Annotated in this window: 1 protein-coding gene and 1 pseudogene; both read right to left on the bottom strand. The window is 69.5% G+C overall.

Annotated features, from left to right (window positions below; genetic code table 11):
* Positions 1–6: 6 nt before the first annotated feature.
* A pseudogene (locus tag CCN37_RS23435) lies at positions 7–4,335 on the bottom strand (type I polyketide synthase); the annotation flags it as partial.
* Between the two features lie 206 nt (positions 4,336–4,541).
* Entirely contained in the window at positions 4,542–14,657 is a 10,116-nt protein-coding gene (locus CCN37_RS23430) for an SDR family NAD(P)-dependent oxidoreductase (protein ID WP_371504828.1), read from the bottom strand.
* Between the last annotated feature and the right edge of the window lie 3 nt (positions 14,658–14,660).

The following is a 14,660-nucleotide window of genomic DNA, read 5'->3' as shown; positions in this document are numbered from 1 at the left end:
CACTACTCAATTTCCGAGCTGCTTGTCGATGAAGTCGAAGAGTTCGTCGTTGGAGGAGGACCGCAAGGAGTCGATCAGGTCGGTCTCCTCCTCCCTCGGCGACGAGGAGGACACGAGGGCCTTGAGCCGCCCGATCAGCCGCTCGCGCAGCGCGTCACCGGGCGGCAGGGCCAACAGCGTGTCCTCGAGCCGGTCAAGAAGATGGTCGCCGTCACTGTCCACTCCGGTCAGTTCCTCGCGCAGGAACGTAGCCAGGGCAACGGGTGTCGGGTAGTCGAACACCAGCGAGGAAGGCAGCACCAGGCCGGTCGCCGCGTTCAGCCGGTTGCGGAACTCCACGGAGGTCAGCGAATCGAAGCCCAGCTCGGAGAACGCGCGCTCCGGCTGCACAGCCGCCGTCGTGGCGTGACCGAGCACAGTGGACACCCGCGCCCGGACCAGCTCGACGAGAACGCGGGTCTGCTCGGCCTCGGGAGCGCCGTCGAGCTTGCGCAGCAACGCGGCCGACTCGTCCTCGGTGAGCACGGGCTTGGCGGCTTCCGGGAGCGCGTCGAAGAGCGTGCCGGGCACGTTGGGCGCGAACAGGCTCCAGTCGATGTCCGCGACGGTGACCGCGACGTCCTGCTGGTCGAGCGCGGTTTGCAGTGCCGCCAACGCCTTCTCGGGGTTCATCGGCCGAATCCCGAAGCGCCGCAGCTCATCGTCCAGGGAGCTGGCCATACCGGCTTCGGCCCAGGCGCCCCACGCGATCGAGGTCGCTGGCAGGCCGTCCAGGTGCCGCTGCTCGGCGAGCGCGTCGAGGTGGGCGTTGGCCGCCGCGTACGCGCCCTGCCCCGGGTTGCCACAGACCCCGGCCAGCGAGGAGAACAGCACGAACGCGTCCAGCTCCAGGGACTTCGTCAGTTCGTGCAGGTTCCGCGCGGCGACGACCTTCGGCCGGAGCACGCTTTCGAGGCGTGCGACGTCGAGCGCGTCCAGTGGCCCGTCGTCGACAACGCCCGCGATGTGCATGACGGAGCGGATGGTCTCGCCGTCCGCCTGCAGCTTGTCGATCAGCTCGGCCAGCGCGTCGCGGTCGGCGGCGTCGCAGGCGGCCACGGTCACGCGCGAACCCAGCTCAGCCAGCTCCGCGCTCAGCTCCGCCGCACCGGGAGCGTCGTTTCCTCGGCGGGACAACAACACCAGGTGCTCGGCACCGTTGCGGGCCAGCCACCGAGCGGTGAACGACCCCAGCGCGCCCGTGCCGCCGGTCAGCAGCACGGTGCCGCCCGGCTTCCACTCGCGCTTCGCCGCACCTGGAACCGAGTGCACCAAGCGACGCGCGACCACCTGGTTCTCACGGATGGCCACCTGGGTCTCGGTACCACCGAGGACGTCGGCCAGCTGTTCGTAGTCCTGCTCGCTCGGCGTAGCCGGGAGTGCGACCAGGCCGCCCCAGCGCTCCGGATGCTCCAGTGCGGCGACCTGGCCGAGGCCCCACACCTGCGCCTGCTCGGGAGCCTGCCCGACCGTGACGCTCCAGACCGGGACTTTCGCCTGCTGGACGATCGCCAGCGTCTCAGCCAGATCAGCTCCGACGGACACGATCGCGTCCGCTTCGGAGAGGTCCTGCGAGATCCGCGCGCCCCTCGCGGTCAACGCGGCTTCGAGTTCCGGGGCTCCGAGGACCGCCCACGTGCCACCCAGCGACGAACGCGGCACACTGATCGCGTCCCAGCGAACCCGGTACCGCCAGGAACCGCGTTCCAACCGATCGGGCTTCAGCCAGAAGCGCTGGTGCTGGAACGCGTAGGTCGGCAGGTCGACCCGGCGGGCCCCAGTACCGGCGAACACCGAGTTCCAGTCCACCGCCGCTCCGGCCGCGAACACCTGCCCCACCCCGGCGACCAGGGCTTCGGGTTCGGGCCGGTCCTTGCGCAGCACCGGCGCGAAGGTGCCCGTCGCGCAGTCCGCGCCCATCGCGGACAGCGTTCCGTCGGGACCGAGTTCCAGAAAGCGCGTGACACCCTTCTCCGCGCAGGTCGCGATCCCGTCCGCGAAGCGAACCGCGCCGCGCACGTGCCGCACCCAGTACTCGGCCGACATCAGCTCGCTGGCCTTCGCGACCGTCCCGGTCACGTTGGACACGATCTGCACGGTCGGCTCGGCGTACTTGACGGACATCGCGACCTTGGCGAAGTCCGCGAGCATGCCGTCCATCAGCGACGAGTGGAACGCGTGCGACACCGAGAGCCGTTTGGTCCTGCGGTCCGCGAACTGCTCCGCGACCGCGAGCACGGTCTCCTCAAGACCGGAGATCACCACCGCGCGGGGCCCGTTGATCGCCGCGATGTCCACGTCGTGCGCGCGGACCTCGTCCTCGGTCGCCTGAATGGCGATCATGGCTCCACCGCCGGGCAAAGCCTGCATCAGCTGACCACGGGCCGTGACCAGCCGCGCGGCGTCCTCCAGCGAGAACACCCCGGCCACGTGGGCGGCGGCCAGCTCACCGATCGAATGCCCGACCAGGAAGTCCGGCTTCACGCCCCACGACTCCACCAGCCGGTAGAGCGCGACCTCCAGCGCGAAGATCGCGGGCTGCGCGTTCCCGGTCTGGTCCAAGTCATCAGAGAGCGGTGGCAGCAGAGCCAGCACTTCGTCGTACGCGGCGGCGAACACCGGATAGGCGGCGTGCAGCTGCGCACCCATCCCGCGACGCTGAGAACCCTGGCCGGTGAACAGGAACGCCGTCTTGCCCTTCACCACCCGGCCCCGCGCGACGGGCTCGCCGGAGAGATCGCCGAGGTACACCGCGCGCTCGTCCAGTGCCGCGCGCGTGGTGGCCAGGGAGAAGGCAATGTCCACATCGGACACGGAGTCGTTGCTGTCCACAAAGGACTTCAGCTGCGAGGTCTGAGCCTCCAGGGCCGCAGGAGTCTTGCCCGAAACCACCAGCGGCAGAACAGGAGGAGCCACGACCGTCCAAGAAGACTCGGCAGGCGCTTGCTCCAGGATCACGTGCGAGTTCGTTCCGGAGATCCCGAACGACGACACGGCCGCGCGGCGCGGACGGTCCACCGCGGGCCACTCGCGCTCGGAGGTCAGCAGCGACACGGCTCCGGCGGTCCAATCCACGTGCGGCGAGGGCTCGTCGATGTGCAGCGACCTCGGCAGCACACCGTGGCGCAGCGCCATCACGGTCTTGATCACACCGGCGACCCCGGCGGCGGCCTGGGCGTGGCCGATGTTGGACTTGAGAGAACCGAGCCACAACGGCTCCGAACGATTCTGGCCGTACACAGCCAAGAGCGCCTGCGCCTCGATCGGATCGCCCAGCACGGTGCCCGTTCCGTGTGCCTCCACGGCGTCCACATCGGACGGTCCCAATCCGGCGTTGGCCAGGGCCTGGCGGATCACCCGCTGCTGCGAGGGACCGTTCGGCGCGGTGAGCCCGTTCGACGCGCCGTCCTGGTTCACGGCCGAGCCGCGCAGCACGGCGAAGATCGGGTGCCCGTTGCGCTCGGCGTCGGAAAGCTTCTCCAGCAACAGGATTCCCGCGCCCTCGGACCACCCGGTGCCGTCGGCCGCGGCGGCGAAGGACTTGCAACGGCCGTCGACGGAGAGCCCGCGCTGGCGGGAGAAGTCGACGAAGGTGTCCGGGACCGACATGACGGTCACGCCGCCCGCGAGGGCCAGCGAGCACTCCCCCGTGCGAAGTGCTTGCGCCGCAAGGTGCATCGCGACCAGCGAGGACGAGCACGCGGTGTCCACGGTGACGGCGGGGCCTTCGAGCCCGAAGGTGTAGGAGATCCGCCCGGACAGCACGCTGCCGGTGGTGCCGGTGCCCAGGAAACCCTCGACGCCCTCGGGCAGTTCGCCCAGGTTCTGGCCGTAGTCGTTGTACATCAGGCCCGCGAACACCCCGGTCGGGCTGCCCTTCACCGAGCCGGGGTCGATGCCCGCGCGCTCGAACGCCTCCCACGCGACCTCCAGCAGCAGCCGCTGCTGCGGGTCCATGGCCAGTGCCTCGCGCGGGCTGATCCCGAACAGCTCCGGGTCGAACTCGGCGGCGTCGTGCAGGAAGTTGCCGCGGCTGGTGTAGGAGGTGCCGCGGTGGTCGGGATCGGGGTGGAACAGCGAGCCGAGGTCCCAGCCGCGGTCGTCGGGGAAGTCCGAGACGCCCTCGCCGCCCCTGGCGACCAGGTCCCACAGCTGCTCCGGCGTGCGCACCCCGCCGGGAAAGCGGCAACCGATGCCGACGATCGCGACGGGCTCGGTCGCGGCGGCCACCAGCTCGCTATTCCGCCGCTCCAGCCGCGCGTTTTCCTTCAGGGACTCACGCAGTGCCGCGATGAGCTCCTCGGAGGAATTCGCCATGCCACTCTCCGCTTCTGTACAAATAGCCAGACATGTGCCCTGAACAGCGAAACTGCCCACCCAAAGTTCTTGTCCCAGAACCATTGGATGGGCAGTCGCGGTGTGCGGTCAACCATTGAAGCGGATGTCGCACGCACTAGTAGGAGAACGCATAGACAGTTGCTGAACTGGGCTTTTGCCGCGTATCAGGTGCTTTTCGCCGATGCCATGGCGCGCTGCACGAGGTCGCTGACGTCCATCTCGTCGATGGCTTCCACGTCGGCGCTCTCCGGCCCCGCGGAAGCCGCGAGGCGCACCAGGGCGTCGAGCACCCCGGCCTTGCGGAAGTCCTCGATCGAGACCTTCGCCAGCGCCGCGCGGACGGCCTTCTCGTCGACCTCCACCGGCTCCGGCTCAACGGGCAGCAGCAACGGCTTCAGGTGCTCGGCCATGGCCTGCGGCGTCGGGTGGTCGAACACCGCCGTGGCCGCCAGGCGCAGCGATGTGGCCGTGTTGAGCCGGTTCCGCAGTTCCACCGAGGTCAGCGAGTCGAAGCCCAGCTCGGTGAACGGGCGGTCGGGGTCGACCTCCGCGCCGGAGCCGTGCCCGAGCACCGCGGCGACCTGGGCGCGGACCACGTCCAGCACCGCCTCGGCCCGCTCCAGCACCGGCATCGACGCGAGCCGCTGCGCCAGCGAGACGGTCTCGGCGACGGCGGCCTGCGCGGCCCGGCGCGCCGGGGCACGCACCAGGCCGCGCAAGATCGCGGGCACCGAACCGGCGCGCAGTGCCGTGCGGTCGAGCTTGATCGGCACGAACAGCGGCCGGTCCAGCGCGACGGCGGCGTCGAAGACGCCCATGCCCTCGGCGTGGCTCAGCGCCCCGAAACCGTCGCGGCTCATCCTGTCCACGTTGTGGCTGCCCAGATCCCCGGCCATGCCACCGTCCTGCTCCCACAGGCCCCACGCCAGCGACTGCCCTGCGAGCCCTTGGTCCCGGCGCATCCGCACCAGGGCGTCGAGGAACGAGTTCGCCGCCGCGTAATTGCCCTGCCCCGGGCCGCCGAGAACACCGGCAGCGGAGGAGTAGATCACGAAGTGGCTCAAACCCTCCGTCAGCTCGTGCAGGTTCCACGCCGCGTCGACCTTCGGCCGGAACACGCCATCGATCCGTTCCGGCGTCAACGCGGACACCACACCGTCGTCCAGCACACCGGCCGTGTGGATCACTGCGGTCAGGTCGTCGATTCCGCTCAGCAGAGCCTCAAGCGCGCCCCGATCGGCCGTGTCGCACGCTTCGATCCGCACAGTGGCACCGAGTTCCGTCAGTTCGGAGCGGAGTTCCACCGCGCCTGGCGCATCGATCCCGCGACGGCTGGTCAGCACGAGCTGCTTGACCCCGTGCTGCGTAACGAGATGCCGGGCCGCGAGTGCCCCGAGGTCTCCAGTACCACCACTGATCAGCGTCGTGCCCTCGGCGTTCCAGGTGACCGGATCGCCTGCGGGCTGCGGCTTGGCGAGCCGTGGCGCGTAAAGCTTGCCTTCGCTGGCGCGCACCTGCGGTTCACCCGTCGCAACGGCCGCGCCGATCTCCGGTGCAGGCCCCTCGAAGAGCACGAATCGACCGGGGTTCTCCGACTGCGCCGAACGGATGAGGCCCCACACGGCGGCCGTGGCGAGGTTCGCCTCCTCGACGTGGATCACCAGCGTCAAGTCCTCAGCCAGCTGCTTCTGCGCGGCCGCGAGAACCTCGTGGGTCAGCCGATAGGTCTCGCCGATCACATCGTCCTTTGTGGACTCCAGAGTCAGCACCTCGTACCCCGAGGCGCTGCCCGAAGACTCAACTGGAACCCAGTCCACCTGGAACAGCGCGTCGCTGTCGGAGCGCAGCTGGTCGGCGGAGACCGTGCGCACCGCGATCGACTCGACGGTGATCACCGGGTTCCCGCCGCCGTCCACGCCGACGAGTCGCGCGGAGTCCGGGCCGGTCGGCGTGAGCTTGACGCGCAACGTGCTCGCCCCGGTGGCGTGCAGCGTCACACCCGACCACGCGAACGGCAACGCGGTACCAGCCGGGTTGTCGTCCCGCAGGAACATCCCGTGCAGTGCGGAGTCCAACAGCGCCGGGTGGATGCCGAACGAGCCGGTGTCGGTGTCGGCGGGCAGCGCCAGCTCGGTGTACACGTCGTCGCCGTGCTTCCACGCGGACTGAATCCCCTGGAACAGCGGCCCGTACCCGAAGCCCGAGCCCACGAGGTCTTCGTACAGCGTCTCGACGTTCACCGACTCGCCGGACGGCCACGGCTCAACGTCCACAGTGGACTCCGCAGCCGACAGCGTGCCGATGGCGTTGACCGTCCACGGCTCCTCAGCGCGCCGCGAGTAGATCGACACCGCCCGACGTCCATCGGAGTCGGCACCGACGACCACCTGCACCACAACAGATCCGGTCTCAGGAACAACCAGTGGAGCCTGAAGCGTCAGATCCTCCACCATGCCGCAGCCAACCTCATCGCCCGCGCGGATGGCCAGCTCAACCAGCCCGGCCCCGGGCACGAGCACCGTGCCCATCACCGAGTGGTCCAGCAGCCACGGCTGCGTGGCCAAGGAGATCCGGCCGGTGAACAGCACACCGTCACCGTCGGCCAACGGAACGGAAGCGCCGAGGAGCGGGTGACCAGCGGAAATGAGGCCAGCAGCCGTCACGTCCGCGCTGCCCGTGCCCTGCATCAGCCAGTACGAGCGGTTCTGGAACGCGTACGTCGGCAGGTCGACGAGCTGCGAGCCCTTCGGGAAGAACGCCGTCCAGTCGACCTTCGCCCCCACGACGTGCAGCTGAGCGAGGGCGCGCAGCACGGCCAGCGACTCGTCCTGGTCCTTGCGCACCAAGGGGACGAACACCGCGTTGTCCGGGTTCTCGACGCAGTCCTGGGCGGCGGCGGTGAGCACGGCGTTCGGGCCGATCTCCACGAACTTCGTCACGCCCTCGGACTCCAGCACCCGCACGGCGTCGAAGAGCCGGACTGGCTGCCGGATGTGGCGCACCCAGTACGCGGGGTCGCCGACGTCGGCCAGCGTCGCGGGCTTGCCGGTGAGCGTGGAGACGATCGGGATGCGCGGCTCGTTGTAGGTCAGGCTCGCGGTGGCCTCGCCGAACTCGCCGAGCAGGCCGTCCATCAACGCCGAGTGCGAAGCCTGGCTGACCACGAGCTTCTTCGCCTTGCGACCGCGCTCCTTGAAGCCGGCGGCGATGCGCAGCGCGGTCTCCTCGTCACCGGAGATCACCGTCGACAGGGGGCCGTTGAGCGCCGCGATCCCGACCGTGCCGGTGAGCTCCGGCAGCACCTCCTCCTCGGAGGCTTGGATCGCGACCATCGCCCCGCCCGGTGGCATCGAGTTCATCAAGCGACCGCGTACCGACACAACCCGAACTGCGTCCTCCAAGGACCACAGTCCCGCGACGTGCGCCGCGCCGAACTCGCCGATGGAGTGCCCGGCGACGAAGTCCGGGGTGATCCCCCACGATTCGAGCAGCCGGAACAGCGACACCTCGATGGTGAACAGCGCGGGCAGCATGTAGTCGATGCGGTCCAACAACTCCGGCTCGCCGAACATCACCTCGCGCAACGGCTCCGCGAGGTGCTTGTCGAACTCCTGGGTCACCGCGTCGAAAGCCGCGGCGAACACCGGGTACTGCTCGCACAGCTCGCGGCCCATGCCGAGGTACTGCGCGCCACCACCGGTGAACAGGAACGCCGTCTTACCGCCGTTGGTCTGCCCGGTGAGCGCGAGTTCTTCAAGCCCTGCGAGCAAACCAGCGCGATCCGTGGCCACGACTGCCGCCCGGTGCTCCAGCGCCGCCCGCCCAGTCGCGAGCGAGAACGCCGGGTCGACCTCGGGATTCGCCGAAGCCCAGGCGTGCAGCCGCCCGGCCTGAGCCCGCAGCGCGTCCGGTGTCTTGCCCGACAGCACCCACAGCGGCGCGCCGTCGACCTCCGAGGTCTCCTGTGCGGGCCCCTGCTCCAGGATCACGTGCGCGTTGGTACCGGAGATCCCAAAAGATGACACCGCGGCCCGACGCGGACGCGATACCACGGGCCACTCGATGGACTCGGTCAGCAGCGACACCGCGCCCGCCGACCAGTCCACGTGCGCGGTCGGCTCCTCGATGTGCAGTGACTTCGGCAGCACGCCGTGCCGCATCGCCTGCACCATCTTGATGATCCCGCCGACACCGGCCGCCGCCTGCGCGTGACCGATGTTGGACTTCAGCGAGCCGAGCCACAACGGCTCCGAACGCTCCTGGCCATAGGTGTTGAGGAGCGCCTGCGCCTCGATCGGATCGCCCAGCACCGTGCCGGTGCCGTGCGCCTCCACCGCGTCGACCTCGTCGGAAGCGAGACCGGCGTTGGCCAGTGCCTGACGGATCACCCGCTGCTGCGAAGGACCGTTCGGCGCGGTCAGGCCGTTCGAGGCACCATCCTGGTTGATCGCCGAGCCACGAACGACCGCGTGCACCTGGTGTCCGTTTCGGACAGCGTCGGACAGGCGCTCCAGCACGAGCATGCCGACGCCTTCCGACCACGTGGTGCCATCGGCCGACGAGGAGAACGGCTTGCACCGCCCATCCGGCGCGAGCCCGCGCTGCCGCGAGAAGGCCACGAAGGACTCCGCGGTCGGCATGACGGTCACACCACCGGCAAGGGCCAGCGAGCACTCACCGCTGCGCAGAGCTTGGGCGGCCCAGTGCAGTGCCACCAGCGACGAGGAGCACGCAGTATCAACTGAGACCGCGGGCCCTTCGAAGCCGAACGTGTAGGCGATCCGGCCCGAGGTGACGCTGCCCGAGGTACCCGTGCCCATGAAGGCTTCAAGCTCTTCTGGAACTGAGTCCACGTGGGACCCGTAGTCGTAGTACATGACACCCGCGAAGACCCCGGTGTCCGAGCCCTTCAACGAGACCGGGTCGATCCCGGCGCGCTCAACGGCTTCCCACGAGACCTCCAACAGCAACCGCTGCTGCGGGTCCATGGCCAGGGCCTCGCGCGGCGAGATCCCGAAGAACTCCGGGTCGAACTCGGCGGCGTCGAGCAGGAACCCGCCCTCACGGCTGTAGGAGGTGCCGGAGTGCTCGGGATCGGGGTGGTAGAGCCCTTCCAGGTCCCACCCGCGGTTGTCGGGGAAGAAGGTGATGCCGTCGCCACCGGAGGCGACCAGCTCCCACAGCTGTTCCGGAGTGCTTACGCCACCGGGATAACGGCAGCCCATGCCCACGATCGCGATCGGCTCGTCGGAGCCGACGGCGGCGGTCGCGGTCACCTCGGCCAGCTCGCCGAGCAGTTCCGCGCGGACGTGCCGGGCCAGGTCGAGCGGCGTCGGGTAGTCGAAGATCAGCGTCGCGGGCAGCCGCAGACCGCTGGCGGCGGTGAGCCCGTTGCGCAGCTCCACGGCGGTCAGCGAGTCGAACCCGAGGTCGGTGAACGCCCGCTCCGGCTCGATCGCCCCACCACCGGCGTGCCCGAGCACCTGAGCGACCTGACCGCGGACCAGCTCCACCAGCGCGCGGTCCTGCTCGGCCGCGGACAACGACACCAGCCGTTCGCGCAGCCCAGCGGCTTCGGCGGCGTTCGCGGTCCGGCGCACGGGGACCCGCACGAGGCCGCGCAGCACCTGCGGCACGGAACCCGTGCGGGCAAAGGACGTCAGCGACGGGATGTCGAGCTTGACCGCCGCGAGGAACGCGTCGTCCTGGGCCAGCGCGATGTCGAAGAGCTCCAGCCCTTCCTCTGGCGTGAGCGCGCCGAAGCCATCCCGCCGCATGCGCGCGAGTTCGTCCTGCGACAGCTCGCCGCTCATGCCGCTGTCCTGCTGCCACAGGCCCCACGCAACGGAACTGGCGGCCAGGCCCTGAGAACGGCGGTGCCGCGCGAGGGCGTCCAGGAACGAGTTCGCCGCAGCGTAGTTGCCCTGGCCAGGCGCGCCGAGCACACCGGCGGCCGACGAGAACAGCACGAAGTGCCGCAAGTTCTCCGTCAGCGAGTGCAGGTGCCATGCCGCGTCGACCTTTGGCCGGAACACCCCGTCCACGCGCTCCGGAGTCAACGCGGACACCACGCCGTCGTCGAGCACTCCGGCCGCGTGGATCACGCCCGTCAGGTTCGGAATTCCGCTCAACAGAGCCGCGACAGCGTCGCGAGACGACACATCGCACGCTTCAGCCCGCACTGAAGCACCGAGTTCGGTCAACTCCGCGATCAACGAAGCAGCCCCAGGCGCCTCCGCACCGCGACGACTGGTCAGCACCAAGCTCGTCACTCCGCGCTCGACCACCAGGTGCCGAGCCAACAGCGCACCGAGCCCACCAGTGCCGCCGGTGATCAGCACCGTGCCCTCGGCATCCCACTCCGCCGGAGCGGCAGCGACACCACGGACCAAGCGCGGCACGAACAGCTTGCCGTCGCAGACGACGACCTGGCTCTCGCCCGTTGCCACGGCGGCGCCGACTTCCGCGAGCGGCCCGTCCACCAGCACGATGCGGCCCGGGTTCTCCGACTGCGCCGAACGAACCAGACCCCACACAGCCGCGGCGGCAAGGTCGTGCACATCCGGGCCAGCCGCTCCGTCGGTGAGCACGACGAGCTTGGCGTCGGTCTCCTCCGCAAGGAACTCCTGCACAGCAGCGAGCACACTTGTGGTGATCGCATGCGCGTCGGCGACGACGTCACCCGAGCCGGGCGAGACCTCGTGCACCTGGAAACCAGCCACGGGGGACGGCGTTCCAACAGGGACCCAGTCCAAGCGGAACAGCGAGTCCTGCTCCAGCGCCGCGGCCTGCACCTGCTCGGCGGAAACCGCTCGCAACGCGAGAGAGTCCACCGAGATCACCGGAGCGCCGGTCGGATCAACGGCGGTCAAGGAGACGGCCTCAGTCCCGACTGGTACCAAGTGCACACGCAGCGCGGTGGCACCCGCCGCGTGCAGGGTCACGCCGCTCCACGAGAACGGCAGCGACGCGCTCGCGTTCTCACCGAGGCCGGTGGCGTGCAGCGCGGCGTCCAACAACGCCGGGTGAATCCCGAACTTGTCGCCGTCCTCCGCGGGCAACGAGACCTCGGCGAAGACCTCCTCGCCACGCGTCCACGCGGCGCGCAGCCCCTGGAACAGCGGCCCATAGCGCAGTCCGGCCTCGGCAAGGCGGTCGTAGGCGCCGTCCAGCGACACAGCCGAAGCGTCAGCAGGCGGCCAGATCGCGAAGTCGAACGCGGCCGGAGTTCCTTGCACGGCAAGCACGCCGGAGGCATGCAGTGCCCACTGGTCCTCGGAGCGTGATGAGTAGATCGACACCGAACGCCGGCCGGACCCGTCAGCGCCACCGACCGCCACCTGGACCATCGTCGCGGTCGCGAGCACCAGCGGAGCGTGCAGCGTCAGCTCTTCGACGACGCCGCACCCGACCTCATCACCCGCGCGGATCGCCAGCTCCACCAGCGCGGTGCCCGGCACGATCACCGAGTCCATCACCACGTGATCGCCGAGCCACGCGTGCGAGCTGAGCGACAACCGCCCGGTGAACAGGAAGCCGTCCCCGTCCGCCAGGGAGATCGTCGCGCCGAGCATCGGGTGCTTGGTGGCGGTCAGGCCAGCGGCGGCCACGTCAGCGGTGCCGCTCGGGCCGTTGAGCCAGAAGTGCTGGTGTTGGAAGGCGTAAGTCGGCAGGTCGACGCGCCGCGCATTGGTCGGCTCGAACACCTTCGCCCAGTCGACCTTGCCGCCGGCCACGTGGTAGCGCGAGATCGCCGTGACGAGCGTGTGCGCCTCGTCGCGGTCGCGGCGGGACAGCGCGACGAAGGTGCCCTCGTCCACGCACTCCGCTCCGGCCGCGCTGAGCACGCCGTCCGGACCGACTTCGACGAACTTGCTGACCCCGAAGGAATGCAGCGTCCGCACCGCATCTGCGAACCGAACGGATTCGCGGACATGCCGCACCCAGTAGTCCACAGAGGACAGTTCAGCGGCGGAGGCCGTCTTGCCGGTCAGCGTCGAGACGATCGGAACGGACGGTGCTGACGCAACCGCCGACGCGACGACCTCACCGAACTCAGCCAGCATCCCGTCCATCAAGCCCGAGTGGAACGCGTGCGATACCGAGAGCCTTTTGGTCTTGCGATCCTTGAACTGAGCGGCAACCGCCAGCACTGCGTCTTCGACACCGGAGATCACCACGGACGTCGGCCCGTTGATCGCCGCGATATCGGCACCATCGACCAGGGCAGCCCGAACCTCGTCCTCAGTGGCCTGAATCGCGATCATGGCGCCACCACTGGGCAAAGCCTGCATCAAACGACCACGAGCGGCGACGATCCGAGCCGCGTCCTCCAGCGACCACACACCAGCGACGTGCGCGGCGGCCAGCTCACCGATCGAATGCCCGGCGAGGAAGTCCGGGCGCACACCCCAGGACTCCACGAGCCGGTACAGCGCGACCTCGAACGCGAAGATCGCGGGCTGAGCGTTCCCCGTCTGATCCAAATCCTCAGAAAGCGGAGGGAGCAAGGCAAGCACTTCGTCGTACGCGGCAGCGAACACGGGGAACGCCGCGTGCAACTCGCGCCCCATCCCGAGCCGCTGAGCACCCTGCCCCGTGAACAGGAACGCCGTCTTGCCCTTGGTGGCGCGACCCTGACCGGACACCTGCGAAGCCAGCGAGGTCAGCCCGGCCAGCAGCTCCTCCCGCGATGATCCGACGATCGCAGCGCGAACGTCCAGCGCAGCGCGACCGACCGCGAGCGACACGCCGACGTCGACCGGGTGCGCGGACACAGCGGACAGCAGCTGCGAAGCCTGAGCCTGCAACGCCTCCTCGGTCTTCGCGGACAGCAGCCACGGAATCGGCGAGGTGAACTCACGCGGAGCCTCCTGCACCTCCACCGCCGGAGCCTGTTCAAGGACTACGTGCGCATTGGTGCCGGAGATCCCGAAGGACGACACGGCGGCCCGGCGCGGACGATCAACCTCAGGCCAGTCGCGCGCCTCAGTCAGCAGCGAGACCGCGCCCGCGCTCCAGTCCACGTGTGGAGTCGGCTCAGTGACGTGCAGCGACTTCGGCAGCCGACCAACGCGCAGCGCCTGCACCATCTTGATCACGCCACCGATGCCGGCAGCGGCCTGGGCGTGCCCGATGTTGGACTTCAACGAGCCGAGCCACAGCGGCTCCGAGCGGTCCTGACCGTAGGTGTTGATCAGGGCCTGCGCCTCGATCGGGTCGCCGAGCACGGTGCCGGTGCCGTGCGCCTCGACGACATCAACGTCCCTTGTGGACAGTCGAGCGTTCTCCAGAGCCGCGAGGATGACCCGCTGCTGTGAGGGGCCGTTGGGCGCGGTGAGGCCGTTGGAGGCGCCGTCCTGGTTGATCGCGGTGCCCCGGATGACGGCAAGCACCTCGTGTCCGTTCCGGACGGCGTCGGACAGCTTCTCGATGAGGATCATGCCGACGCCCTCGGACCACCCGGTGCCGTCGGCGGAGGCCGCGAAGGACTTGCAGCGGCCGTCCGGGGAAAGCCCGCGCTGGCGCGAGAACTCCACGAAGATGCCCGGCGCGCCCATGATGTTGGCACCGCCCGCGAGCGCCATCGAGCACTCGCCCGCACGCAGTGCCTGAACGGCCCAGTGCAGTGCCACGAGCGACGAGGAGCACGCGGTGTCAACTGAAACCGCGGGCCCCTCGAAACCGAACGAGTACGCGACGCGTCCAGAGTGGACGGAGCACGTGGTGCCGGTGAGCAGGTAGCCCTCAACGCCTTCGGCGGGCTCGTGCAGGCGCGGACCGTACTCCTGCGAAGCGACGCCCGCGTAGACACCCGTGGCAGAACCCTTGAGCGACAAGGGGTCGATGCCCGCGCGCTCCATGGCCTCCCACGAGACCTCCAGCAGCAGACGCTGCTGCGGGTCCATCGCCAGCGCTTCGCGCGGGCTGATCCCGAAGAACTCCGGGTCGAACCGCGCGGCCGTGTGCACGAACCCGCCCGTGCTCGCGTACGAGGTTCCGGGGTTGCCGGGGTCGGGGTGGAACAGGCCGTCGAGGTCCCAGCCGCGGTCGTCCGGGAACCCGGTGATGCCCTCGCGACCGGAGTCGACCAGGTCCCACAGGTCCTCGGGCGAGTCGACGCCGCCGGGGAACCGGCAGCCCATCCCGATGATCGCGATCGGCTCGTTCTCGCCCGACTCGGCCTCCCGCAGGCGCGCCCGCGTCTGCTGGAGGTCCGCCGTCACCTTCTTCAGCAGCCCGAGGAGCTTGTCTTGATCCGCCATCTCACAACCCCACACTCG

Source organism: Allokutzneria sp. NRRL B-24872 (assembly GCF_002155965.1).
Taxonomy (GTDB): domain Bacteria; phylum Actinomycetota; class Actinomycetes; order Mycobacteriales; family Pseudonocardiaceae; genus Allokutzneria.
Note: the sequence above shows the minus strand (reverse complement) of the source record. Positions and strands in the feature narration are given on the sequence as shown.